Genomic DNA, 23,104 nt, shown 5'->3' with positions numbered 1-23,104 from the left:
CTAGGGTCTTCCGGCGGGTCGTGGTAAAGCCTCCGGTCGGGCTGACAGTGGCTGAGCTCAGCCACTGTCAGCCCGTCCGGCATTTGGGGACGCGCCCGCAGGGAGCCCGCCGCCGCAGGCGGCACCGGCGGGTCCGCAGCCGGAGACTCATCCGGCAGGCCCCGGCGCGCGGGGCGCGGTGGTGCCGCGGACCACGAGCTCTACCGGCAGGGCCTGCGCGGCCACCGGGCGGTCGTCGAGGACGGCCGTCAGGGCGCGCATGCCCGCCTCGCCCACGGCTTCCGCGGGCAGCCGGACCGTCGTCAGCTCCGGCTCCACGGCCGTAGCGAGGGAGAGGTCGTCGAAGCCGGTGACCGACACGTCGTCGGGCACGCGCAGTCCCAGCCGCCGGGCGGCCTTGCAGGCGCCCGCGGCCAGGATGTCGTCGTCGCAGATCAGGGCGGTCGGGCGGGGGCCGGGCCGGGTCAGGGCCCGCTCGGCGGCCCGGAGCCCGTCGGCGACGCTCATGGCCGCCGGCTCGGTCCGCAGCTCGGTGCCGGGGACGTCGCGCAGGGCGGCGGCCAGTGCCTCGGCCCGCACGTGGAAGGTCCAGGAGTCGATGTCCGCGGCGAGGTGGGTGAAGCGGCGGTGTCCCAGGGCGAGCAGGTGCCCGGCCACCTGCCGCATGCCGTCGGCGATGTCGAGGTTGACGGTGGCCGCGGTCTCCGCCCGCCCGGGGTCGCTGTCGAGCATGACCAGGGGGAGGCCGCCTTCCCTGAGGGCGGCCAGGGCGTCGGCGGCCATGGAGGAGGCGATGACGCCGTCGAGGGTCGCGCGGGCCGAGGCGAAGGGGTCGCGCGCGGGGCCGACGCCCTCGGGGGAGGGGTAGAGCAGGACGCCCACGCCGTGCTCGGCGGCCACGCGGGCGGCGCCGGTGTAGACCCGGGCGAAGAATTCGTTGGTGAGCGCGGGGACGACGAGCAGGGCCGTCCGGGTCCGGCCGAGCCGGAGGTTGCGGGCGGCGAGGTTGGGGCGGTAGCCCAGGCTCCGGGCGGCCGAGCGCACGGCCTCCGCGGTGGGCTCGGAGACGCGGCCGCGCCACTTCTCGCCCATGACGAGTGAGACGGTGGCCTGGGAGACGCCGGCGACCCGCGCGACGTCCCGGCTGGTGGCCCGGGCGCCGGTCCGGGGGCCCCGGATGCTGGGCCAGCGGCCGCCGGGCGGGACGTCGCGCGCGTCGCCGGGGAGCGGTTCGCCGTGCCCGTCGGCCCCGATCCCGGCACCGGCGCCCGCCGCCGGTCCGGCCGCCGCTGCCGGCCGGCCGTCGTCGTTGCCGTCTTTGCTGGTCACTGGGCTGGTCACTGGCTGTCTCCCCGCTCGCCTGCCCCCAGGGTTGGACCCGTGGGCTCCGGCCATGGTACGTATAACGTCGCTAGTTATACGTAAAACCGGAGTGGCTCGGTCGAAAACGACCGGCCGAACGAGAGGCGGACCATGGCGTCGGCGGGTGGCGGTTATGTCGAGATGCTCAGAACGAAGCATGCGGCACGGTTGCTGACCGGCACCCTCGTGGGACGGCTGCCCAACGCGACCGCCGCCCTGGCGATCGTGCTCTTCGTCCGCTCCGAGGGCGGCGGCTACATTCTCGCCGGTGCGCTGTCGGCCGCCTACGGTGTCGCCAACGCCGTCGGGCAGCCGCTGCTCGGCCGGGCCGTCGACATCCTCGGCCAGCCGCGGGTCATCCTGCCGTCCGCGATCCTGGCGGCCCTCGGCATGGTCCTCTTCACCGTCGTCGGTCTGGACCCGCTGCCCCTGTCCTACCTCTTCGTGATCGTGGCGGGCCTCTTCACGCCCCCGCTGGAGGGCGGGCTGCGCGCCCTGTGGCCGTCCGTCCTCAAGAGCGAGGACGACATCCACGCCGCGTACTCCCTCGACGCGATAGCGCAGGAGCTGATCTACGTGGTCGGCCCGCTGATCGTCAACCGGCTCATCGCCTACTGGTCCGAGACCGCCGCGCTGCTCGTCCTGAACCTGCTGGGCGTGCTGGGCGCGCTCGCCGTCGTCTCCTCGCCGCCGTCGCGCAAGTGGCGCAGCGAGCCCCGTGAGGCGCACTGGCTGGGGGCGCTGCGCTCGCGCGGGCTCCTGGTGCTGCTCAGCACGTTCTTCTTCATCGGCTCGGCGCTCGGCTCGATCGCCGTCGCGGCGGTCGCCTACGGTGACGCGCACCACGACGACAACGTCGCCAGCTACCTGCTGGCGGCCCTCGGTGTGGGTGCCCTCATCGGTGGTTCGGTCTACGGCGCGCGGCAGTGGGCCGGCACGCCCGAGAAGCGGCTGCGGCTGCTCGTCGCCGGGCTCGCCCTCTTCTACGTGCCGCTGCTGATCGTCCCGGGCGTCGGGGCGATGGTGGTGCTGGCCGGGGTGGCGGGCATCTTCCTGGCACCGGCGCTGGCGTGCGCGTTCGTCGTCGTGGACCGGCACGCGCCGCGCGGCACGGTCACCGAGGCGTTCTCCTGGCTGGTCACCTCGTTCGGCGTGGGCGCCGCGATCGGCACGGCCTTCGTGGGTCCGGCGGTCGAGTACGGCGGCGCCCGGGCGGGCTTCGCGGTCGCGGTGGGCAGCGGTGCGGTCGCCCTCCTGGTGATGCTGGTGGCCCGGCGGGCCCTCGCGGCGCCGCTGGTGGTCTCCCCGGTCGTGGCGCGGTCGGAAAATGATCGAAGTGGTGCTGTCGAACCCGGTTTCACAGCAGGGCATCAGGCGTAATGTTCAGTCATGGACCGCCGCATTTTCGGGCTGGAGAACGAGTACGGCGTCACGTGCACGTTCAGGGGACAGCGCCGACTGTCACCTGACGAAGTGGCGCGCTACCTCTTCCGCCGTGTCGTTTCCTGGGGCCGCAGCAGCAACGTCTTCCTGCGCAATGGTGCTCGTCTCTACCTGGACGTGGGGTCGCACCCCGAATACGCAACTCCGGAGTGCGACAGCGTGACCGAGCTGGTCACCCACGACAAAGCGGGCGAGCGCATTCTCGAAGGACTGCTCGTCGATGCCGAACGGCGCCTGCACGAGGAGGGGATCGCGGGCGACGTCTATCTGTTCAAGAACAACACCGATTCGGCGGGAAACTCCTACGGCTGCCACGAGAACTACCTCGTGGCCCGGCACGGTGAGTTCTCCCGGCTCGCGGACATCCTCATCCCGTTCCTCGTGACCCGGCAGCTGTTGTGCGGCGCCGGGAAGGTGCTCCAGACGCCGCGGGGGGCGGTCTACTGCGTGAGCCAGCGCGCGGAGCACATCTGGGAGGGCGTCAGCTCCGCGACGACCCGCTCGCGTCCCATCATCAACACCCGTGACGAGCCGCACGCCGACGCCGAGCGCTACCGGCGGCTGCATGTGATCGTCGGCGATTCCAATATGTCCGAGACGACCATGCTGCTGAAGGTCGGTGCCACCGATCTCGTCCTGCGCATGATCGAGGCGGGCACGGTGATGCGCGATCTGACGCTGGAGAACCCGATCCGGGCGATCCGCGAGGTCAGCCACGACATCACCGGCAGGCGAAAGGTGCGCCTCGCCAGCGGCCGGGAAGCCTCCGCCCTTGAGGTCCAGCAGGAGTACTACGAGAAGGCCGTGGACTTCTGCGAGCGCCGCGGCATCCGCACGGGCACCGTCGAGCGGGTCCTGGAGCTGTGGGGCCGCACCCTGGAGGCCATCCGGGACGAGGACCTGGACCGCATCTCCACCGAGATCGACTGGGTGATGAAGTACCAGCTCATCGAGCAGTACCGGGCGAAGAACAACATCACCATGTCCCACCCGAGGGTCGCTCAGATAGATCTGGCCTACCACGACATCCACCGCCGCCGGGGCCTGTACTACCTGCTGGAGAAGCGGGGCCGGGCGGCCCGGGTATGCAATGACCTCAAGATTTTCGAGGGGAAGTCGGTGCCCCCGCAGACCACGCGGGCCCGGCTGCGCGGCGATTTCATCCGCCGGGCGCAGGAGCAGCGCCGGGACTTCACGGTCGACTGGGTGCACCTGAAGCTCAATGACCAGGCGCAGCGCACGGTGTTGTGCAAGGACCCCTTCCGGTCGGTGGACGACCGGGTGGAGAAGCTGATCGCCGGGATGTGACGGCGCTCGTCAGGGCTCGTCGGGGCCCGTCAGGGTTCCTCGGGGCTCCTCCGGTTCGATCTCCGGGCGTGACCGCGCGCCGGGCCTTTCGGGGCCCGGCGCGCGGCCGTGTCGGGCAGGGTTGATCGTCCTGGCACAGGCCGTAGAGTGGCGGGACTGCTCAGCCACCCCCCTAGCCCGAGTTGGACTGATGAACCTCACGAAGAACACGCGCCGCCTCGCTGCGGCGTTGGCCGTGCCTGTCCTGCTGTTCACCGCCGCGTGCGGGTCCGATGACGACGGTGGCTCGTCCGACTCCGGTGCCGCGGTGACGGTGAAGGGGAAGTTCGGGGAGAAGCCCGAGATCACCGTTCCCAAGGACGCCAAGGCCGGCGACAAGCTCGTCACCGAGACCCTTGTCGAGGGCAAGGGCGACAAGGTGGAGAAGGATGGTTTCCTCCGGGCCGACTTCGTCGCGCACAGCCTGAAGGACGGCAAGATGCTCGGCAGTTCGTGGGACGCCCCGGGGCAGAAGCCCGACGACAAGGCGCCGCGGCGCCAGGAGGTCGTCCAGATCGGCAAGCCGGGCCAGAGCCCGCTCACCAAGGTGGCGGAGGCGCTGGTCGGCCAGAAGGCCGGCAGCCGGGTCGAGGTGCAGGGCACGGTCAAGGAGACGATCGGCGAGCAGGTGAACCCGCAGCTGGGCCTGCAGCCGGACGACGGCCTGGTGTGGATCGTCGATGTCGTCGGGGCCCAGAAGGTCGACGCCAAGGCCGAGGCCAAGGGCGAGCAGGCCAAGCCGGACGCGGGCATGCCCGAGGCGAAGGCCGACGGGCAGAAGGCCGCCGAGATCACCATCCCCAAGGACGAGAAGGCGCCGGCGGACCTCAAGGAGCAGGTGCTGATCAAGGGCACCGGCCCGGAGGTCAAGGCCGGTGACGGCCTGATCGCCCAGTACACGGGCGTGAAGTGGGAGGACGGCAAGAAGTTCGACTCCTCCTGGGACCACGGCGGCGCCACGGCCTTCCAGATCGGTACCGGCTCGGTCGTCCAGGGCTGGGACAAGGGCCTGGTCGGCAAGCGCGTCGGGGACCGGGTCGAGCTGGTGATCCCGCCGGGCCTGGCCTACGGCGGTCAGCAGGGCAGCGAGCTGGCCAAGAACACCCTGGTCTTCATCGTGGACATCGTCGGCAAGGTCTGACCCTCGCGGTCCGATCTGCGGGTCGGGATCTGCCAGACTTGCACGGTTGTCTACAAGATTCGTTCGTAGGAGCACTTTCGTGAGCATCGACAAGCCCGAGATCGACTTCCCGGGTGGCGAGCCGCCGGCCGACCTGAAGATCCGGGACATCTGGGAGGGCGACGGCGCCGTCGCCAAGGCCGGGGACATGGTCAAGGTCCACTACGTGGGCGTGGCCTTCTCCTCCGGCGAGGAGTTCGACGCGAGCTGGAACCGTGGCGCGCCGCTGCAGTTCCAGCTGGGTGTCGGCCAGGTCATCGCCGGCTGGGACCAGGGTGTCCAGGGCATGAAGGTCGGCGGCCGCCGCGAGCTGATCATCCCCGCTCACCTCGCCTACGGCGACCGTGGCGCCGGGAACGCGATCGCCCCGGGCGAGACGCTGATCTTCGTCTGCGACCTGGTCTCCGTCTGACCCGGCCGTGACAGCGGGCCGAGGGCCCATGCCTGCGGGCATGGGCCCTCGGCTTTTGCCGGAGGAGCCGTGGGCGGTACGGTCAGCGGTTGAGAGCACAAGTAGAGAGGGCGTCGATGGCGATCGCCAAGGCCGAGCGGCTGATGAACCTGGCGCTGTGCCTGCTGGGCACGCGTCGTCCGCTCAGCAAGCGGGAGTTGCGGACCTCGATCGAGGCGTACATCGAGGCGTTCGGGCCGGGGAGGGCCGGGGCTTCGGACGTGCCCTCCGGTGGTGATGACGCCTTCAACCGGATGTTCGAGCGCGACAAGGACGACCTGCGTGAGCTCGGTCTGATCATCGAGACCGTGGAGAGCGTCGACGGCGAGACGGGGTACCTGGCCCGCCGTGACAGCAACCGGCTGCCGGCCATCACGCTCGACGTCGAGGAGGCCGCCGCCCTGGGCCTGGCCGCGAAGGTGTGGCAGCAGGCGCGGCTGGCAGGTGCGGCCAGCGGGGCGCTGCAGAAGCTGCGCGCCGCCGGGATGCCGCTCGCGGAGGATCCGTACGGCGGACACAGCGCCCTGGAGCCGCGGATCCCGGCCCACGAGGCCGCGTTCGAGCCGCTGATGCTCGCCGCCCGGGACCGCCGGCCGGTCACCTTCGACTACCGCAAGGCCAACGCGGCCCGCCCGGAGCAGCGGCACGTCGAGCCGTGGACCCTGGAGTGCTGCCGGGGCCATTGGTACCTGGCGGGCTGGGATCGTGACCGGGGGGCGGAGCGGGTCTTCCGGCTTTCCCGGATCACCGGCAAGGTCCGCTCCCGCGGTGTCCCCTTCACCGCTCCCGTGCCCGACCACGTGACGGTCCGCGAGACGGTCGAGGCGTGGGCGGGGGAGAAGGCGACGGGCACCGCCCGGATCAAGGTGCGGGCGGGGCACGGCTATCCGCTGCGTGCCCGCGCGGTCACCACGCGTGCTCTGGGTGACGGCTGGGACGAGCTGGAGATTCCGTACGGGCACGGCCTGGACGCCTGGCTGGTGGAGTTCGGTCCCGATGTGATCGTGCTCGGCCCGGCCGAGCTGCGGACCGATGTGCTGGACCGGCTGCGTGCCGTGGCCAAGGGCTGAGCAGGGCGAAGGGAACGGGACCGACTTCTTATGGCCGGAAACGCCATTGACCAGACGCGGCGGATGCTGTCGTTGGTCACCTATCTGCGGGAGCGCCCAGGCGCCCGGGTCACCGATGTGGCGCGGGCCTTCGGGATCACCGAGGACGAGCTGATCGGTGACCTCGACGTGCTGCCGATGTGCGGCACCAGCTTCCGCGGGGGTGACCTGCTGGACATCGACACCGACGGCGACCGCATCTGGTGGCACAACCCCGACGCCTCGGGCACCAGCACCGGTGAGCCGCTGCGGCTCGCCGCCGACGAGGCGACCGCGCTGCTGGTGGCCGCGCGCGCCGTCGCGACCCTGCCGGGGCTGCGGGAGAGCGACCGGCAGGCCCTGGTGCGGGCCACCGCCAAGGTCGAGACGGCGGCCGGGGAGGCGGCGGGCGCCAGCTCGCGGCTGTCGGTGACGTTCGAGTCCGAGGGCGGGGTGTTCGCCGATGTGGACCGGGCGATCGCCGAGCGGCGCCGGGTGTGGCTGCGCTATTACTCACCCGCGCGGGACGAGCTGACCGAGCGCGAGGTGGATCCGATCCGGCTGTTCGCCGTCGGGCACACCTACATGGAGGCGTGGTGCCGGTTGTCGGAGGCGCGGCGCACGTTCCGTCTGGACCGGGTGGCCGAGATCAGGCTCCTGGACGAGCAGTCCGACCCGCCTCCGGTGGAGCTGCGCGATTTGTCCGAGGGGCTGGTGCAGCCGGCCGCGGAGGATCCCGAGGTCGTCGTCGAGGTGGGTCCGGGCGGGCGCTGGGTCGCCGAGTACTACCCGCACGACAGCGCCGACGAGCTGCCGGGCGGCGGGTTGCGGATCACGCTGCGCACTCCCGACCCGGCTTCCCTGCGCCGGCTGGCGCTGCGGCTGGGCCGGGACGGGCGGATCGTCTCCCCGCCGGATCTGGCGGAGAGCGCCCGGGACGCGGCTCGTGAGGCGCTCGCGGCGTACGGCGAGTGAGGCGGAGAGACGGGGAAGACGGGAAAGAGGGGATGTGACGGTGGACGCGCGAGCGGCGGTGGCCGCGGTCTTCAAGGCGGCCTGTCCCGACTGCCGGGGCCGTTTCGAGCTGGCGGCGCCGGCGTTGCGGCTGGCGATCGGGGGGAGCGACCGCACCACGTTCTACTCCTTCACGTGTCCGGACTGCGGTGTCGCGGTCCGCAAGCCGGCCGGTGAGCGGATCATCGAGCTGCTGACCGGTGGCGGAGTGAGCACGCTGCGGTTGCACTCCTCCCTCTGACTCCCGGCGCGCGTCCCGGGTGCGGGCAGGCCCCGCACACCGGACGCGCACATTTCGGCCATCTCTTCCGCTCTTTTCCGCCCCGATAGGCTCGCTCCATGTTCTGGCCCATGCTCGCCGTCGTCCTCGCCTTCTGTGGCATCGCCGTCCTCGGGGTGCTCGCCGCCCGGGTCCTCGTGGAGGTGCGGCGGCTGGCGCGGCAGGTGTCCGAGAGCTCGCTGCGCATCACCCGGGCCGCTGAGGACCTCGAACGGGCGGCGACCCCGCTCGCCCAGCAGACCTCGAACACCATGCGCCAGGATTAATCCAGGTCCGGTGGCGAACCGGTCGGGAAGTGGTCTGGTACCGGCTGGAGTGTGACAAGGTCGGGCACAGCTCTCCCCTGCGTCCCGGTACCTGGCGGTACGCTGTTTCGGGTGGCCCTGTTGACGAGGCGGAGGGTCCCATCCGGGAGTACGCCCAGGGATTGCTCACCGTTTACCCCTGCGCGTTACGATCGCTGCCGTACGACTGGTGGACAAATGTCCGATCAGTGGGCAGCGCCCACATCCATGCCGCTTCGGTGAGAAGGTACACGCATATGTTCGGAAGGCTCGGCGCCCCCGAGATCATTCTTATCCTCGTCGTCATCGTCCTGCTGTTCGGTGCGAAGAAGCTTCCGGACATGGCGCGCTCCCTCGGCAAGTCCGCCCGGATCCTCAAGAGCGAGGCCAAGGCGATGAAGTCGGAAGGCCAGGACAGCGCCGCGGCCCCGGCCGACCCGCCGGCCTCCACCACGCCCCGTACGATCAAGGCCGCTCCCGGTGATGTCACCGGTGCCCGCCCGGTGAACGAGCCGAGCGACCGCACCGCGCAGCACTGAAGCGCGCTCCGGATCCAGTACTGACCGAGGGATCGGGCCGGCCGCCCCGGGCGTCCGCCTGCCGCACGAGATAGGGACGTGGGTTGCTCAAGTCCGCCCGCAAGAAGGAGAAGGACCCCGAGGGGCGGATGCCGCTCGGGGAGCACCTGCGGGAACTGCGGAACCGCCTGGCGAAGGCGGTCCTGGCCATCGTCGTGGTCGCCCTGATCGCCGCGATCTACAACCAGGACATCATGGAGTTCCTGGCCAAGCCCGTGCCCACGTGCCCCGACCGCGACCTGGCCCGGAGCCACGGCGGCAACTGCGCGGTCCTGACGTTCAACTCCATGGCCGGGCCGTTCACGACAGTGGTCAAGGTGTGCCTGCTCGCCGGCGTCACGGTCTCCTCCCCGGTCTGGCTCTACCAGCTGTGGGCGTTCCTCGCGCCCGGTCTGCACAAGAACGAGAAGAAGTACACGGTCGCCTTCGTGGCGACGGCGGCCCCCCTCTTCGTCGCGGGCGCCTACCTGGCCTACGTCATCATGCCCACCAGCATGCGGGTGCTGTTGAGCATTACCCCGGAGGCGGCGGCCAACACCCTCAGCCTCAGCGACATCCTCGACTTCACCGTCCGGATGATCCTCGTCTTCGGTCTGGCCTTCGAGCTGCCCCTGATCCTCGTGATGATGAACATGGTCGGCATGGTCACCGGCAAGACCATGGCCAAGTGGTGGCGCGGCGTCATCATGGGCATCTTCGTCTTCGGCGCGATCGCCACCCCGAGCACCGACCCCTTCGGCATGTGCGTCCTCGCCGTCCCGATCATCGTGCTGTACTTCGGCGCGGTCGGATTCTCGCTCCTCAACGACAAGCGCCGCGCCCGGAACAACCCCGACGCCCTGCTGGACGACGACGAGGCGGCACCGCTGGACCTGGCGCCGCAGCCCCTCGGCGACTCCGAGCCGATGCCCGCGCTGGACGACCGGCAGGTCGGCGGCGGCCGGCAGCCGGCCCGCCGCGGCGGCTACGACGACGTGACCTGAGCGCTCCGCGCGGGAGCCGGGCACGCCATCCGCGGGTGCGCGGTGGCCGGTCGCGCGGTTCAGCCGCGCTCCTACAGGGGCGCGGCTGAACCGCACAGGACCGCGCCGAGCCCGTCTCAGAGCCGGCCCGCACCGGCTCCTCAGGTGCGAGCGCCCGGTAAGGTCCGTGGGTGACCAGCGACATCACCCTGTTCGTCAACCCCGCGGCAGGCCGCGGCCGCGGCGCGCGATCCGCGCAGCCGGCGGCCCGGGTGCTCCGGGACGCGGGCTTCTCCGTCCGTACCGTCCTGGGCGAGAACGCTTCCGACGCGCTGCGGCGGGCGCGGGCGGCGGTGGCGGCCGGCACGGGCGCGCTGATAGCCGTCGGTGGCGACGGCGTGGTCTCCCTCGCCCTCCAGGCCACCGCCGGGACGCCCACCCCGCTCGGTGTCGTCGCGGTCGGCACCGGCAACGACTTCGCCCGCGCGCTCGGGCTGCCCGTGCGCGACCCCGCCGGCGCGGCGCGGGCCGCCGCCGAGGCCCTCAAGGGCGACGGGGGCCGCCCCGTGGACCTGGGGCGGGTGGGGGAGACGTGGTTCGGGACGGTCCTCGCCTCCGGCTTCGACTCCCGGGTCAACGACCGGGGCAACCGGCTGCGGTTCCCCACCGGACGGCTGCGGTACGACGTGGCGCTGGTCGCCGAGCTGGCGGCGCTCCGCCCGGTCCCGTACCGGATCACCCTCGACGACGGGCCCGCGCTGAGCGTCGAGGCGACGCTCGTCGCCGTCGGCAACGGCACCTCCTACGGCGGGGGCATGCGCATCTGCGGCGGTGCCCGCATGGACGACGGGCTGTTCGACATCACCGTCGTCGGCCCGTGCAGCCGCTCGACGCTGCTGCGGGTCTTCCCCAAGGTGTACCGGGGCACCCATCTCGACCACCCGAAGGTCACCGTGCACCGCGCGGCCCGCGTGAGGCTGGAGACGCCCGCGGGAACGGACGGTGGCACCGGGTACGCGGACGGTGAACCGCTGGGCCCGCTGCCGCTGACCGCCGAAACCGTGCCGGGTGCCGTGCGGATCCTGGGAGCTGCATAAAGATCGGGTGTCTGTCAGAGGCGGCCGGTAGGCTCGTACACAAGATGACCGACGACATGTCCCCTGCTGAGCGCTACGCCCTCTCGCGGCTCCGCGCCGCGGAGCAGGCCACCGCGCTCGCCCCCTTCCGCGAGATGTACGAATTCGAACTGGACCCCTTCCAGATAGAAGCCTGCAAGGCTCTGGAAGCCGGGAAGGGCGTGCTGGTCGCGGCGCCGACCGGTTCGGGAAAGACCATCGTGGGCGAGTTCGCCGTCCACCTGGCCCTCACCCAGGGCCGCAAATGCTTCTACACCACGCCCATCAAGGCGCTGTCGAACCAGAAGTACAGCGACCTCGTCAAGCGCTACGGCGCCGACAAGGTCGGCCTGCTGACCGGTGACAACAGCGTCAACGCCGACGCCCCGGTGCTCGTCATGACCACCGAAGTCCTGCGCAACATGCTCTACGCGGGCTCCCAGGCACTCGTCGGCCTCGGCTACGTGGTGATGGACGAGGTGCACTACCTCTCCGACCGCTTCCGCGGCGCCGTCTGGGAAGAGGTCATCATCCACCTCCCCGAGTCGGTGACCCTGGTCTCCCTCTCGGCCACCGTCTCCAACGCCGAGGAGTTCGGCGACTGGCTGGACACCGTGCGCGGCGACACCGAAGTGATCGTCTCCGAGCACCGGCCCGTGCCGCTGTGGCAGCACGTCCTGGCCGGACGGCGGATGTACGACCTCTTCGAGGAGAAGGACAGCCCCGAGGGCACGCCGGGCGCGGGCCGCCGCGAGGTCAACCCCGACCTGGTGCGGCTGGCCCGGATGGAGAACAGCCGCCCCTTCGCCGCCGGCCGCGACCGCCGGCGCGGCAAGATGCTGCGCGAGGCGGACCGCGAGCGCGAGCGCCGCCAGCGCAGCCGCATCTGGACGCCCAGCCGGGTCGAGGTCATCGAGCGGCTCGACGCCGAGGGCCTGCTGCCCGCCATCACCTTCATCTTCAGCCGGGCCGGCTGCGAGGCCGCCGTGCAGCAGTGCATGTACGCCGGGCTGCGGCTCAACGACACCGACGCGCGGGCCAGGGTCCGGGAGATCGTCGAGGAGCGCACGGCCTCCATCCCCGACGAGGACCTGCACGTCCTGGGCTACTTCGAGTGGCTGGAGGGCCTGGAGCGGGGCATCGCCGCGCACCACGCCGGCATGCTGCCGACCTTCAAGGAGGTCGTCGAGGAGCTGTTCGTCCAGGGCCTGGTCAAGGCGGTCTTCGCCACCGAGACCCTCGCCCTGGGCATCAACATGCCGGCCCGCTCGGTCGTGCTGGAGAAGCTCGTCAAGTGGAACGGCGAGCAGCACGCCGACATCACCCCCGGCGAGTACACCCAGCTGACGGGCCGCGCAGGGCGGCGCGGCATCGACGTCGAGGGGCACGCGGTGGTGCTGTGGCAGCGCGCCATGGACCCCGAAGCCCTCGCGGGCCTGGCCGGTACGCGCACATATCCGCTGCGCTCCAGCTTCAAGCCCTCGTACAACATGGCGGTCAACCTCGTCTCGCAGTTCGGGCGGCACCGTTCGCGGGAGCTGCTGGAGACCTCCTTCGCCCAGTTCCAGGCGGACAAGTCCGTCGTCGGCATCTCCCGGCAGGTGCAGAAGAACGAGGAGGGGCTCGCGGGCTACCGCGAGTCCGTCACCTGCCACCTCGGGGACTTCGAGGAGTACGCGCGGCTGCGCCGGGAGCTGAAGGACCGGGAGACCGAGCTCGCCAAGCGGGGCGCCACCCAGCGCCGGGCCGCCGCCGCGGCGGCGCTGGAGAAGCTCAAGCCCGGCGACGTGATCCACGTGCCGACGGGCAAGTTCGCGGGCCTGGCGCTGGTGCTGGACCCCGGGCTGCCCGCCGGCCGCACGGACCGCCACCGCGGCCCGGACCCCCAGGACGGGCCGCGCCCGCTCGTGCTGACCGCGGAGCGGCAGGTCAAGCGCCTCGCGGCGATCGACTTCCCGGTTCCGGTCGAGCCGCTGGAGCGGATGCGCGTCCCCAAGTCCTTCAACGCCCGCTCCCCGCAGTCGCGGCGCGACCTGGCGTCCGCCCTGCGGACGAAGGCCGGGCACATCGAGCCGGGCCGGCACCGCAAGGACCGCTCGGCCGCCGCCGACGACACCGAGATCGCCCGGCTGCGCACGGCCCTGCGCGCGCACCCGTGCCACGGCTGCGACGAGCGCGAGGACCACGCCCGCTGGGCCGAGCGCTACCACCGGCTGCTGCGGGACACCCGCCAGCTGGAGCGCCGCATCGAGGGCCGCACGAACACGATCGCCCGCACCTTCGACCGCATCTGCGCGCTCCTCACGGGCCTGGGCTACCTGCGGGCCGACGAGGTGACCGAGGACGGCAAGCGCCTGGCACGGCTCTACGGCGAGCTGGATCTGCTGGCCTCCGAGTGCCTGCGCGAGGGCGTCTGGGACGCCCTCAAGCCCGCCGAGCTGGCGGCCTGCGCGTCCGCCCTGGTCTACGAGGCCCGGGCCGCCGACGACGCGGCACCGCCGAAGCTGCCCACCGGCCCGGCCAAGGAGGCGCTGGCCGAGATGGTCCGCATCTGGGGCCGGCTGGACGCGCTGGAGGAAGAGCACAAGATCAACCAGACGGAGGGCGTCGGCCAGCGCGAGCCGGACTTCGGCTTCGCGTGGGCGGCCTTCCGCTGGGCGTCCGGGCACGGCCTGGACGAGGTGCTCCGGGAGATCGAGATGCCGGCCGGTGACTTCGTGCGCTGGTGCAAGCAGCTGATCGACGTCCTCGGCCAGATCGCCCAGGCGGCCCCGCAGGGCAGCCCGGTCGCGCGCAACGCGCGCAAGGCCGTGGACGGCCTGCTGCGCGGCGTGGTCGCGTACTCCTCCGTGGGCTGACCGTAAGACACGCCCTAAGGGCCCCGGCCGGCGGCCGGGGCCCTTGGCGGGGCTTCGCGGGAGTTCTCGGTCCGGCGTCCTGCGTATCGGCGCCGGGCGGTAGGTGGCCGAGCGGTCCCGGCGCGGGCCGGGGCCGGGAGTGCGGGGCTTCGCGGGAGCGGACCGGTCACTGCTCTTTCGGGTCGGCGTCCGGCTGGTCGGTGTCCGTTCGGCCCGGGTCCGGCCCGTCCGGACGGCCGCGTCGGCGCAGCAGCGCGCAGGTCCGTGCGCGCGCCAGGGCCGGGGGCCAGGAGTGCGGGCCTTCGCGGGAGCGGCCCGGTCAGGACGGCTGGTCGGTGCCCTTCGGGCCGGCACCCTTGGGGTCGGTGCCCTTCGGGTCGGTGTCCCGCGCGTCGGTGTCTGTCGGGTCGGCGTCCGGCCGGTGCGCGGCCGGGCGGCCGCGTCGGCGCAGCAGCGCGTAGGTCCCGGCGCAGGCCAGGGCCGCGGCCAGGAGGGCGGAGCCGCCGCTCACCGCGACGAGAGTGCCGGTGCCGACGCCGCCGTCCTCGCCCTCGTCACCCTCGTCACCCTCGTCGTCCTCGTCCTCCAGCGCGTCCTCGCTGGTCTTGTCGACGGCGTCGTCGTAGCTCTGCGGACCGGCGCAGAAGTCACGGTTGCCGGGGTCCATCTCCCGCACGACCGTCAGGTCCACGGTGTCCAGGGCCTCGCCCTCCCCGTGCTCCTTGAGCGCCACCGGATAGCGGCCGGGCGTGATGTCGCACAGCACCATGCCCGCGCCCCGGGCGTAGAGGACCCCGTTCTTGCCCTCCCGGAACCGCTTCGCCTTGATCTTGACCTTCTTGGCGAACGCGGGCGACTCCAGGGTGACGTAGCCGTTGTTGTCGTCGAGCGTGCCCGCGTCGATCGTCACGGTGAACGTGGCCTCGCGGCCGCGCTGGGTCGGCGCGCCACCGGTCACCGACCACGTCGGATCGGCGAAGGCGTCGCCGGGGGCGGCGAGGACGAGCAGGGCCGCGGCCACGCTCGTCAGGGCTGTGCGCGCACGGTTCATGGGGGCGAGGATATCCACGCCCCCACCGGGAGCCGCAGGTCAGGCCGCCGAGGCGCCGCCCCGCCCGGCTTCCTGCTCTGATTCCACCTGCTGGTTCCACTCGCGCTTCGACGCCTGCCAGCCGTCCTCGTCGTGGCCGCGGCGCCAGTAGCCGGAGACCGAGAGCCGCTCGCGCGGCACCTCGCGCTCCACCCGCAGGTGGCGGCGCAGCTCCTTCACGAAACCCGCCTCGCCGTGGACGAACGCCTGCACGTCGCCCGCCGGGAAGTCGAGCGCGCACACGGCCTTCACCAGGGCCTCGCCCACCGGCGCCCCGGAGCGGTGCAGCCAGGTGACCTCGATGCCCTCGGGCAGCTGAAGGCGCTGCTCCTCGGCGGCGTCGGCGACCTCGACGAAGGCGTGGACGCGGGCGCCCGCCGGCATCCGCTCCAACGACGCGGCGATGGCGGGCAGGGCGCTCTCGTCACCGGCCAGGAGGTGCCAGTCGGCGGCCGGGTCGGGGGCGTAGCCGCCGCCGGGGCCCAGGAAGAAGACCTCCGCGCCCGGCTCGACGCCGGCGGCCCACGGGCCGGCCAGGCCCTCGTCGCCGTGGACGACGAAGTCGATGGCCAGCTCCCGCGCCGCGCGGTCGAAGGAGCGCACCGTGTACGTCCGGGTGCTGGGCCACTGCTCGCGCGGCAGGTCCCGGCGGATGACCTCCATGTCGAACGGCTCCGGGTAGGCGACGCCCGGCACGGGGAAGAGCAGCTTGACGTAATGGTCGGTGTGCTCGCCCGCCCCGAAGTCGGCGAGGCCCTCGCCGCCCAGGACCACGCGCACCATGTGCGGCGTCAGCCGCTCCGTCCGCTGCACGAGCGCACGGTTGAGCTGCGGCTTCTTCCGGACCGGACGGTCTGCCATGGCGGTCTCCCCTGACGAGCTGGTGAAGGCATCGTGATCGAGCGTAAGTAAGGCAGACCTAACTTAACAGTTCACCCGGCGAGGACGGTGAGGAGCCGCTGCAAGGACCCGCCCAGACCCCACTGCCGCGCCAGCTCCTCCAGGGCCATGGGGTCGCGCGGCTCGGACGGCAGCGCGGCGTCGAAGGGCGGCAGCGCCACGTCGGAGGCGACGCGCACCACCTTCGGCGCGACCGCCAGGTAGGGGCCGGCCTCCACCAGCCGCTTGCGCTGCGCGGGCGTCAGCTTCGACGCCGGATCCGCGGCGGCCGCCACGATCCCCGCCAGGTCGCCGTAGGCCGCCAGCAGCTTGGCCGCCGTCTTCTCGCCCACGCCCGGCACGCCCGGCAGCCCGTCGCTGGGGTCGCCGCGCAGCAGGGCGAGATCGGCGTAGCCCGCGCCGTCGACCCCGTACTTCTCCCGCAGCAGCGCCTCGTCGACGACCTGGAGGGTGCCCACGCCCTTGAGCGGGTACAGCACGCGCCGACCGAGCCGGTCGTCGACGAGCTGGTACAGATCGCGGTCGCCGGTGACGATGTCCACCGGGCCCGTGGCCCGGGCGGTGAGCGTGCCGATCACGTCGTCGGCCTCGTAGCCCGCGGCGCCGACGCGGGCGATGCCGAGTGCGTCGAGCACGTCCTCGATCACCGGCACCTGCGGGGAGAGGGTGTCGGGGGTCTCCTCCTCGTCCGGACCGCCCTCGACCTCCTCGGCCACCCGGTGCGCCTTGTAGGTGGGGATCAGCTCGACCCGCCACTCCGGCCGCCAGTCGAAGTCCATGCAGGCCACCAGGTCGTCGGGGTGGTGGTCCTGGACCAGGCGGGCGATGAAGTCGAGCAGGCCGCGCACCGCGTTCACCGGGGTGCCGTCGGGGGCCCGGACGGTGTCCGGCACCCCGAAATAGGCGCGGAAGTACAGGGAAGCGGTGTCGAGGAGCATCAGGCGTCGCGTCACGGGTCCGATCATGCCGCATCCCTCTGACACACCACCCGGCCCACCCGCCCGGCGTGTGAACTGGATCACTGTTCCGTTTGCCCGGTTTGAACATGGGCAGGCGCGGCATCGGAGCGGACCCCGCCGCCATGGACCCCATGCGCCACGGGCACGCGGACCGATACCGCGCCGCTCCACGCCCCGGCCCGCGAGGGGGAAGCCGGGGCGTTGCTGAGTTCGACCCGAGAGGTGTATGTGTCCAGGCTCCAGGCTGAGCACTTGTACAAAGTGTTCGGCAAACGACCCGAAGCCGCGGTAGCGCGACTCGAAAGCGGTGCCACCCGCGACGAGCTGCGCGCCGACGGCACCACCGCGGCCGTCATCGATGCCTCGTTCGAGGTCGAGGCAGGCCAGATCTTCGTGGTGATGGGTCTCTCCGGATCCGGCAAGTCCACGCTGCTGCGCATGCTCAACGGGCTGTCGGACCCGACCGCCGGACGCGTCCTCTACGACGGGCGAGACCTCACCGCCCTGACGCCGCGCGAGCTGCGCACCGTGCGCTCGCGGAACATCAGCATGGTGTTCCAGCACTTCGCCCTCTTCCCGCACCGCAGCGTCCTGCAGAACGCCGCCTACGGGCTGGAGGTGCAGGGCGTGCCGCGCGAGGAGCGTGACCGGCGCGCCGCCGAGGCCCTGGAACTCGCCGGGCTCGGCGGCTGGGAGAACTCCTGGCCCGACGAGCTGTCCGGCGGCATGCAGCAGCGCGTCGGCCTGGCCCGCGCCCTGGCCACCGACGCCGACCTGCTGCTGATGGACGAGTCCTTCAGCGCCCTGGACCCGCTGATCCGCCGTGACATGCAGGATCAGCTGCTGGACCTGCAGACGCGGCTGAAGAAGACCATCGTCTTCATCACCCACGACCTCAACGAGGCCATGCGCCTGGGCGACCGGATCGCCGTCATGCGCGACGGCCGGATCGTTCAGAACGGCACCGCCGAGGACATCCTCGTCCGGCCGGCCAACGACTACGTCGCCTCCTTCATCCAGGACGTCGACCGCTCGCGGGTCCTCACCGCCGGATCGATCATGGACGCGCCGGAGCCCGGCAGCAGCGCGCGGGAGGTGCTGGCCGCCGCGCCCGTCACCGTCACGGCCGCGACGCCCGTCTTCGAGCTGTTCGCCCCCTTCGCCCGCAGCGGTGCGCCCATAGCCGTCACCGGCGCCGACGGCGCCCTGGCCGGCGTCGTCACCCGCGACCGGATGCTGGCCGCGCTCGGCGACCAGCCCGAGATATCCGCCGCACTTCCGGCGGACGACACGAAGGCTGGAGTGAGCGCCGGTGCCTAGGATCCACTTCGGCAACGCCGTGGAGTCGGCCGTGACCTGGCTCCAGACCCACCTGAACTGGCTCTTCGACGCCATCAGCACCGTCCTGACCGGCATGTACGACGGCGTGAACGCCGTCTTCAGCGCCCCCGACGCGCTCCTGATGGGCGGCATCCTCGCCGTCGTCGCCTGGTGGCTGCGCGGACTGGTGCCCGCCGTGCTCACCTTCGCGGGCCTCGCGCTCGTCGACTCCTTCGGCCTGTGGGACGAGGCGATGTCGACGCTGTCGCTCGTGCTCGTCGCGAGCCTGATCACCTTGCTGATGGCCGTGCCGCTGGGCATATGGGCGGCGCGCAGCTCCGCCGTCAGCGGTGCGCTGCGGCCCGTCCTGGACGTCATGCAGACGATGCCCGCCTTCGTCTACCTGATCCCCGGCGTCATGTTCTTCTCCATCGGGCCCATACCCGGCCTGTTCGCCACCGTCATCTTCTCCATGCCCCCGGGCGTGCGGATGACCGAGCTCGGCATCCGCCAGGTCGACGGCGAGCTCGTCGAGGCCGCCCGCGCCTTCGGCACCACCCCGCGCGACACCCTCACCCGGGTGCAGCTGCCGCTCGCCCTGCCCACGATCATGGCGGGCGTCAACCAGGTCATCATGCTGGCCCTGTCCATGGTCGTCATCGCGGGCATGGCCGGCGCCGGCGGCCTCGGCGAGGCCGTGTACGCGGCCGTCACCCAGGTCGACATCGGCAGCGGTGTCGAGAGCGGTCTGGCCGTCGTCATCCTCGCGATCTACCTGGACCGGATGACCGGCGCCCTCAACGAGCGGGTCTCCCCGCTCGGCCGCCGCTCCCTGGCCAAGGCCGCGGCGACCGCGCGCGCCTCCGCCTCCGCCGCGGTCCTGCGCTACCGCCCCGGCACCGCGGTCGCGGCCGTCGGCGTCGTGGTCCTCGCGCTCGTCGCGGGCGGGATGAACCTCATGAGCGACGACGGCAAGCAGAGCCTGGCCGCGGGCGCCAACGTGGGCCAGGGCCAGCGCGTCAAGCTCGGCTACTTCCCCTGGGACGAGGCCGTGGCCACGACCTACCTGTGGCAGAACCTGCTGGAGGACCGGGGCTACAAGCCGGACGTCAAGCAGCTCGACCCCGGGCCGCTGTACACGGCGCTCGCCCAGGGCCAGATGGACGTGCAGTTCGACTCCTGGCTGCCCACCACGCACAAGCAGTACATGGACCGCTACGGCGACCAGCTCACCGACCTCGGCTCCTGGTACGGCCCCACCTCCCTGGAGCTGTCGGTGCCGTCCTACGTCAAGGGCATCGACTCGCTCGCCGACCTCAAGGGCAAGGGCGCGCAGTTCGGCGGAAAGATCATCGGCATCGAGTCCAGCGCCGGGATGATGGGCACCCTCAACGACAAGGTGCTCAAGGAGTACGGGCTGGACGGCGAGTACAAGGTCGTCTCGTCCTCCACCCCGCTGATGCTCGCCGAGCTCGACCGGGCCATCAAGAAGAAGGAACCGATCGTCACCACGCTGTGGTCCCCGCACTGGGCCTACGCGGCGCACGACCTGAAGAAGCTCAAGGACCCCAAGGGCGCCTGGGGCAAGGGCGAGCAGCTGCACAGCGTCGGCAAGAAGGACTTCGCCAAGGAATTCCCGAAGATCGCGGGCTGGCTGAAGGACTTCAAGATGTCGGAGCGCGACCTCGCCGGCCTGGAGAAGGAGATCCAGAACGGCGGCAAGGGCAAGGAGAAGGAGTCCGCCCGCCGCTGGCTGGACGCCCACCCGGAGATGGCCGACAAGCTCGCGCCCGTCCGCTCCTGACACCACGGGCCGCCCGCCGGGCCCCGACCGCCGTCCCCGCGACGGTGGACGGGGCCCGGCGTGCTCCCGGTACGGTGCGCCCATGGCCCTCCCCGTACGGCGCGTGGTCTCCCTCGTCCCCTCGCTCACCGAAGCCGTGGCCGCCACCGCGCCGGAGCTCCTCGTCGGCGCCACCGACTGGTGCAGCCACCCCGGCGGTCTCGACGTCGCCCGTGTCGGCGGGACGAAGAACCCCGACCCCGGCCGCGTCGCGGCCCTCGCGCCCGGCCTCGTCCTCGCCAACGAGGAGGAGAACCGCGCCGCCGACCTGGCCGCCCTGCGGGCCGCCGGGCTGAACGTCCTGGTCACCCAGGTCCGCACCCTCGACCAGGGCTTCACCGAGCTGGCCCGCGCTCTGCACGCCTGCGGGCTCGCCCGGCCCGGCTGGCTGGCCGATGCCGAGGACGCCTGGCGGGACGTGTCGCCCGCCGTGCCAGGGCTCCGGGCCGTCGTACCGATCTGGCGCAGGCCGTGGATGGTGCTCGGCCGGGACACCTTCGCGGGCGACGTCCTCGCCCGGCTCGGCGTCGTGGGCGTCCACGCCGGGCACCCCGAGCGCTACCCGCGCATCCCGGTCGGCGAGCTGAACGCCTGTGGAGCGGAGCTGGTCGTCCTGCCCGACGAGCCGTACCGCTTCACCGCCGACGACGGCCCGGAGGCGTTCCCCGGGCTGCCGTGCGCACTGCTCAGCGGCCGCCACCTCACGTGGTACGGACCCTCGCTGACGGAAGCACCGGCTGTGCTGGCCGCGGCGCTGCGAGCAGCCGTCCGCTGAGCAGACCGCGCAGCGTACGGACCCCCGCGACCGCCCAGGCCGCCACGAGCAGGACGTACAGGCCCACCGCGAGCCAGGCGAGGGCCCGCAGCCCGGTGTGGTGGGCGAGCCCCGCGGCGCCGGTGACGCACGTGCCGACGGGGAAGGTGAAGGCCCACCAGGTCATCGTGAAGCCCATGCCCCGCCGGAAGGCCCGCACCACCATGGCCCCCGCCAGCACCAGCCACAACAGCGCGAACCCGAGCACCGGCACCCCGTACAACACCCCGAACGCCACCGTGGCCCCGGCGTACGGAGCGGCCACCGCGCCCGGCGCCACGTCGGCGAGGTTGTTCACGGCCGTCGTGGACTGCCCCAGCGGGCCCAGCACCAGGAACAGCAGCGGTGTCGCCGCGAGGGGCGGCGGCCCGTGGTGGACGAGCCGGGAGAAGACCCCCGGCAGGATGACCAGGGTCGCCAGCAGGCTCATCCCGAACAGCGCGTAACAGCCCAGCACCATCGCCTCCCGCCACTGCCCGGCCGGCAGGTGCGCCACCAGGGCCGGGCCCACCGCCGCGGACACCATAGGCGCGACCACCGGCAGCAGCCACGCGGGGGAGGCGCTGCCCGGGTCGACCTGGTGCCGCGTCACCATCAGATGGGGAACGCCCGCCGCCGCGGCCAGCCCGAGCACCGTCCCGGCCACCCACAGCACCGCCCCGGCCACCACCGCGGCGCCCGTGCCGATGACGCCCGGGCCCACGGACAGCGTGGCACCGGCGACGGCGAGCGGGGCCATGGCCGCACAGCCGTAGAAGGGGGCGACGGCCGGGTCGCCGAGGTGGCGCCGGGCCTGGTCGCGGTGGCGGATCCAGTGCGCGGCCCGCGCGGCGAGGAGGGCGAGGAGCATCAGGACGGCCAGCGCCCACACCGCCTCGTACGCCTCGCGCGGCCCCCGCGCCCACTCCGGCAGCGCGGCCCCGGCCGTCGCGACGACGGCGGTGCCCATGACGGTGGCGTACCAGTTGGGGCCGAGGTGCCGGACCCCTGGGCGGGGGGCGGCGAGGGGGACGGGACGGGAGGTGACGGGCGTGCTCATGCCTCTACGGTGAACGCCGGGGCGGCCGGGCGGCAGGGGGCACGGACCTATGAGGACATAAGCTGGATTGATGAGTGATGCGGAACGTGGACCGCTGGCCCACCGGGTTCCGGACCTCGGCGCCCTGGAACTCCTCCTCGCCGTGGCCCGGCTGGGCAGCCTCGGCCGCGCGGCCCGGGAGACCGGCATCACCCAGCCCGCCGCCAGCAGCCGCATCCGGAACATGGAGCGCACGCTGGGCGTCGCCCTCGTCGAACGCTCGCCCCGCGGGTCACGGCTGACCGACGCCGGGGTGCTCGTCACCGACTGGGCGCGGCGGATCGTCGAGGCCGCCGAAGCGTTCGACGCCGGGGCGCAGGCCCTGCGCACCCGCCGGGACACCCGGCTGCGCGTGGCCGCCAGCATGACCATCGCCGAATACTTGCTGCCCGGCTGGCTCGTCGCCCTGCGCGCGCTGCGACCGGACACGGCCGTCTCCCTGACCACGGGGAACTCCGAGGCCGTGGCGGAACGCGTGCGCGCCGGCGACGCGGACCTCGGCTTCGTCGAGGGCCCCGGCCAGCCGGCCGGCCTGGACGGCACGGTGATCGGCCACGACCGGCTCGTCGTCGTCACGGCCCCGTCCCACGGGTGGGCCCGTGGGGGCCCGCTGGACGCGGAGGAGCTCGCCGCCACCCCCTTGATCCTGCGGGAACGGGGGTCGGGCACGCGTCAGGTCCTGGACGCGGCGCTCGCCGCGCACGGCGGCCTGGCCGACCCCCTGCTCGAACTGAGCTCTACGACGGCCCTGCGGGCGGCGGTGCGGGGTGGGGCGGGGGCGTCGGTGGTCAGCGAGCTCGCGGTCCGCGAGGAGTTCGCGGCGCGCCGGCTGGTGGAAATCCCGGTGTCGGGCCTTGCGCTCGGGCGGTCGCTGCGTGCGGTATGGCCGGTTGGCCGGCGGCCGGCCGGGCCGGGGCGGGATCTGCTGGGATTGACGGTTTCCGCTGGGCGATAGGGGTTGTTGGGGGCTGGTCGTTGTTTGCCGGGGCCGCTGGCGCGGTAGCCGCGACGTTGCCGGGTGCGGCGCCGTTGCCCCTGCGGGGGGCCGGTCCGCTGCGCGGGGCTGTCAATGTGCGGGGGTGGGCCTCCGCGGGCCTGTTGTCGGGGCTGCTTCGCTTTACGCCCCGACAACAGGCCC

Annotated in this window: 21 protein-coding genes; 16 read left to right on the top strand and 5 right to left on the bottom strand. The window is 72.5% G+C overall.

Annotated elements, in window-relative coordinates:
• Window positions 1–147 precede the first annotated feature (147 nt).
• Window positions 148–1,092, bottom strand: a complete 945-nt coding sequence (locus ABZ951_RS29995; protein ID WP_361281207.1) for a LacI family DNA-binding transcriptional regulator — start codon at window positions 1,090–1,092, stop codon at window positions 148–150.
• Window positions 1,093–1,503: 411 nt separating this feature from the next.
• On the opposite strand from ABZ951_RS29995, the gene ABZ951_RS29990 reads away from it, so the two are divergent.
• From ABZ951_RS29990 to ABZ951_RS29935, 12 genes are all read left to right on the top strand, one after another.
• Window positions 1,504–2,742 (top strand): MFS transporter, encoded by a 1,239-nt coding sequence (locus ABZ951_RS29990; protein ID WP_344096318.1) that lies wholly within the window; start codon window positions 1,504–1,506, stop codon window positions 2,740–2,742.
• Window positions 2,743–2,751: 9 nt separating this feature from the next.
• Window positions 2,752–4,113, top strand: coding sequence for a Pup--protein ligase (gene pafA, locus ABZ951_RS29985; protein WP_344096320.1), 1,362 nt, complete (start codon window positions 2,752–2,754; stop codon window positions 4,111–4,113).
• Window positions 4,114–4,303: 190 nt separating this feature from the next.
• Window positions 4,304–5,293: an FKBP-type peptidyl-prolyl cis-trans isomerase gene (locus ABZ951_RS29980; RefSeq protein ID WP_344096322.1), complete on the top strand. Its 990-nt coding sequence runs from the start codon at window positions 4,304–4,306 to the stop codon at window positions 5,291–5,293.
• Window positions 5,294–5,372: 79 nt separating this feature from the next.
• On the top strand, window positions 5,373–5,744 hold the full coding sequence (locus tag ABZ951_RS29975; RefSeq protein ID WP_344096324.1) for an FKBP-type peptidyl-prolyl cis-trans isomerase: 372 nt from the start codon (window positions 5,373–5,375) through the stop codon (window positions 5,742–5,744).
• 116 nt (window positions 5,745–5,860) lie between these two features.
• Window positions 5,861–6,853 carry a WYL domain-containing protein gene (locus tag ABZ951_RS29970; RefSeq protein WP_344096355.1) on the top strand — a complete coding sequence of 331 codons (993 nt, stop codon included), beginning with the start codon at window positions 5,861–5,863 and terminating at the stop codon, window positions 6,851–6,853.
• Between the two features lie 30 nt (window positions 6,854–6,883).
• A complete protein-coding gene (locus ABZ951_RS29965; RefSeq protein WP_344096326.1) occupies window positions 6,884–7,846 on the top strand; it encodes a WYL domain-containing protein in 963 nt (320 codons plus the stop codon).
• 40 nt (window positions 7,847–7,886) lie between these two features.
• Window positions 7,887–8,126 carry a hypothetical protein gene (locus ABZ951_RS29960; RefSeq protein ID WP_344096328.1) on the top strand — a complete coding sequence of 80 codons (240 nt, stop codon included), beginning with the start codon at window positions 7,887–7,889 and terminating at the stop codon, window positions 8,124–8,126.
• A gap of 98 nt (window positions 8,127–8,224) precedes the next feature.
• Complete coding sequence (locus tag ABZ951_RS29955; RefSeq protein WP_344096330.1) at window positions 8,225–8,431, top strand: hypothetical protein; 207 nt, start codon at window positions 8,225–8,227, stop codon at window positions 8,429–8,431.
• A 275-nt stretch (window positions 8,432–8,706) separates the two neighbouring features.
• Window positions 8,707–8,988, top strand: a complete 282-nt coding sequence (tatA, locus tag ABZ951_RS29950) for a Sec-independent protein translocase subunit TatA (protein ID WP_344096332.1) — start codon at window positions 8,707–8,709, stop codon at window positions 8,986–8,988.
• 83 nt (window positions 8,989–9,071) lie between these two features.
• Window positions 9,072–10,010: a twin-arginine translocase subunit TatC gene (gene tatC, locus ABZ951_RS29945; RefSeq protein WP_344096334.1), complete on the top strand. Its 939-nt coding sequence runs from the start codon at window positions 9,072–9,074 to the stop codon at window positions 10,008–10,010.
• A gap of 170 nt (window positions 10,011–10,180) precedes the next feature.
• Window positions 10,181–11,086 carry a diacylglycerol kinase gene (locus ABZ951_RS29940; RefSeq protein ID WP_344096336.1) on the top strand — a complete coding sequence of 302 codons (906 nt, stop codon included), beginning with the start codon at window positions 10,181–10,183 and terminating at the stop codon, window positions 11,084–11,086.
• A 44-nt stretch (window positions 11,087–11,130) separates the two neighbouring features.
• Window positions 11,131–13,962, top strand: a complete 2,832-nt coding sequence (locus tag ABZ951_RS29935) for a DEAD/DEAH box helicase (protein WP_344096338.1) — start codon at window positions 11,131–11,133, stop codon at window positions 13,960–13,962.
• A gap of 319 nt (window positions 13,963–14,281) precedes the next feature.
• Here ABZ951_RS29935 and ABZ951_RS29930 read toward each other — a convergent pair whose 3' ends face one another.
• The 3 genes from ABZ951_RS29930 to ABZ951_RS29920 all read right to left on the bottom strand — a co-directional run bounded on the left by ABZ951_RS29930 (window position 14,282) and on the right by ABZ951_RS29920 (window position 16,890).
• The gene (locus ABZ951_RS29930) at window positions 14,282–15,013 is read right to left on the bottom strand and encodes a hypothetical protein (RefSeq protein ID WP_344096340.1); all 732 of its coding nucleotides are present in this window, start codon (window positions 15,011–15,013) and stop codon (window positions 14,282–14,284) included.
• A 39-nt stretch (window positions 15,014–15,052) separates the two neighbouring features.
• Window positions 15,053–15,913 (bottom strand): siderophore-interacting protein, encoded by an 861-nt coding sequence (locus ABZ951_RS29925; protein WP_344096343.1) that lies wholly within the window; start codon window positions 15,911–15,913, stop codon window positions 15,053–15,055.
• Between the two features lie 71 nt (window positions 15,914–15,984).
• Entirely contained in the window at window positions 15,985–16,890 is a 906-nt protein-coding gene (locus tag ABZ951_RS29920) for a 5'-3' exonuclease (RefSeq protein ID WP_344096358.1), read from the bottom strand.
• 249 nt (window positions 16,891–17,139) lie between these two features.
• On the opposite strand from ABZ951_RS29920, the gene ABZ951_RS29915 reads away from it, so the two are divergent.
• From ABZ951_RS29915 to ABZ951_RS29905, 3 genes are all read left to right on the top strand, one after another.
• A complete protein-coding gene (locus tag ABZ951_RS29915; protein WP_344096345.1) occupies window positions 17,140–18,231 on the top strand; it encodes a glycine betaine/L-proline ABC transporter ATP-binding protein in 1,092 nt (363 codons plus the stop codon).
• The gene (locus tag ABZ951_RS29910) at window positions 18,224–20,035 is read left to right on the top strand and encodes an ABC transporter permease/substrate binding protein (RefSeq protein WP_344096347.1); all 1,812 of its coding nucleotides are present in this window, start codon (window positions 18,224–18,226) and stop codon (window positions 20,033–20,035) included. The genes ABZ951_RS29915 and ABZ951_RS29910 overlap by 8 nt, the downstream gene beginning before the upstream one ends.
• Window positions 20,036–20,117: 82 nt before the next feature.
• Window positions 20,118–20,849, top strand: coding sequence for a helical backbone metal receptor (locus tag ABZ951_RS29905; RefSeq protein ID WP_344096349.1), 732 nt, complete (start codon window positions 20,118–20,120; stop codon window positions 20,847–20,849).
• On the opposite strand, the gene ABZ951_RS29900 is transcribed toward ABZ951_RS29905, so the two are convergent.
• The gene (locus ABZ951_RS29900) at window positions 20,776–21,927 is read right to left on the bottom strand and encodes a TDT family transporter (RefSeq protein WP_344096351.1); all 1,152 of its coding nucleotides are present in this window, start codon (window positions 21,925–21,927) and stop codon (window positions 20,776–20,778) included. The two genes, ABZ951_RS29905 and ABZ951_RS29900, sit on opposite strands and share 74 nt — an antisense overlap.
• Window positions 21,928–21,997: 70 nt before the next feature.
• Here ABZ951_RS29900 and ABZ951_RS29895 point away from each other — a divergent pair, with 70 nt between their 5' ends.
• Entirely contained in the window at window positions 21,998–22,921 is a 924-nt protein-coding gene (locus tag ABZ951_RS29895) for a LysR family transcriptional regulator (RefSeq protein ID WP_344096353.1), read from the top strand.
• Window positions 22,922–23,104 lie beyond the last annotated feature (183 nt).

Source organism: Streptomyces sp. NPDC046215 (genome assembly GCF_040646215.1).
Taxonomy (GTDB): Bacteria; Actinomycetota; Actinomycetes; order Streptomycetales; family Streptomycetaceae; genus Streptomyces; species Streptomyces stramineus.
The sequence above is the reverse complement of the archived record's forward strand: the minus strand, read 5'-3'. Positions and strand labels throughout refer to the sequence as shown.

Excerpts from the sequence above, each read along its gene's own strand:
- ABZ951_RS29905 (WP_344096349.1), top strand. The coding sequence starts at position 20,118 with ATGGCCCTCCCCGTACGGCGCGTGGTCTCCCTCGTCCCCTCGCTCACC.
- ABZ951_RS29995 (WP_361281207.1), bottom strand. The coding sequence starts at position 1,092 with ATGGGCGAGAAGTGGCGCGGCCGCGTCTCCGAGCCCACCGCGGAGGCC.
- ABZ951_RS29990 (WP_344096318.1), top strand. The coding sequence starts at position 1,504 with ATGCTCAGAACGAAGCATGCGGCACGGTTGCTGACCGGCACCCTCGTG.
- ABZ951_RS29980 (WP_344096322.1), top strand. The coding sequence starts at position 4,304 with ATGAACCTCACGAAGAACACGCGCCGCCTCGCTGCGGCGTTGGCCGTG.
- ABZ951_RS29900 (WP_344096351.1), bottom strand. The coding sequence starts at position 21,927 with ATGAGCACGCCCGTCACCTCCCGTCCCGTCCCCCTCGCCGCCCCCCGC.
- ABZ951_RS29920 (WP_344096358.1), bottom strand. The coding sequence starts at position 16,890 with ATGCTCCTCGACACCGCTTCCCTGTACTTCCGCGCCTATTTCGGGGTG.
- ABZ951_RS29965 (WP_344096326.1), top strand. The coding sequence starts at position 6,884 with ATGGCCGGAAACGCCATTGACCAGACGCGGCGGATGCTGTCGTTGGTC.
- ABZ951_RS29925 (WP_344096343.1), bottom strand. The coding sequence starts at position 15,913 with ATGGCAGACCGTCCGGTCCGGAAGAAGCCGCAGCTCAACCGTGCGCTC.
- ABZ951_RS29955 (WP_344096330.1), top strand. The coding sequence starts at position 8,225 with ATGTTCTGGCCCATGCTCGCCGTCGTCCTCGCCTTCTGTGGCATCGCC.
- tatA (WP_344096332.1), top strand. The coding sequence starts at position 8,707 with ATGTTCGGAAGGCTCGGCGCCCCCGAGATCATTCTTATCCTCGTCGTC.
- ABZ951_RS29935 (WP_344096338.1), top strand. The coding sequence starts at position 11,131 with ATGACCGACGACATGTCCCCTGCTGAGCGCTACGCCCTCTCGCGGCTC.
- ABZ951_RS29930 (WP_344096340.1), bottom strand. The coding sequence starts at position 15,013 with ATGAACCGTGCGCGCACAGCCCTGACGAGCGTGGCCGCGGCCCTGCTC.
- pafA (WP_344096320.1), top strand. The coding sequence starts at position 2,752 with ATGGACCGCCGCATTTTCGGGCTGGAGAACGAGTACGGCGTCACGTGC.
- ABZ951_RS29970 (WP_344096355.1), top strand. The coding sequence starts at position 5,861 with ATGGCGATCGCCAAGGCCGAGCGGCTGATGAACCTGGCGCTGTGCCTG.
- ABZ951_RS29895 (WP_344096353.1), top strand. The coding sequence starts at position 21,998 with ATGAGTGATGCGGAACGTGGACCGCTGGCCCACCGGGTTCCGGACCTC.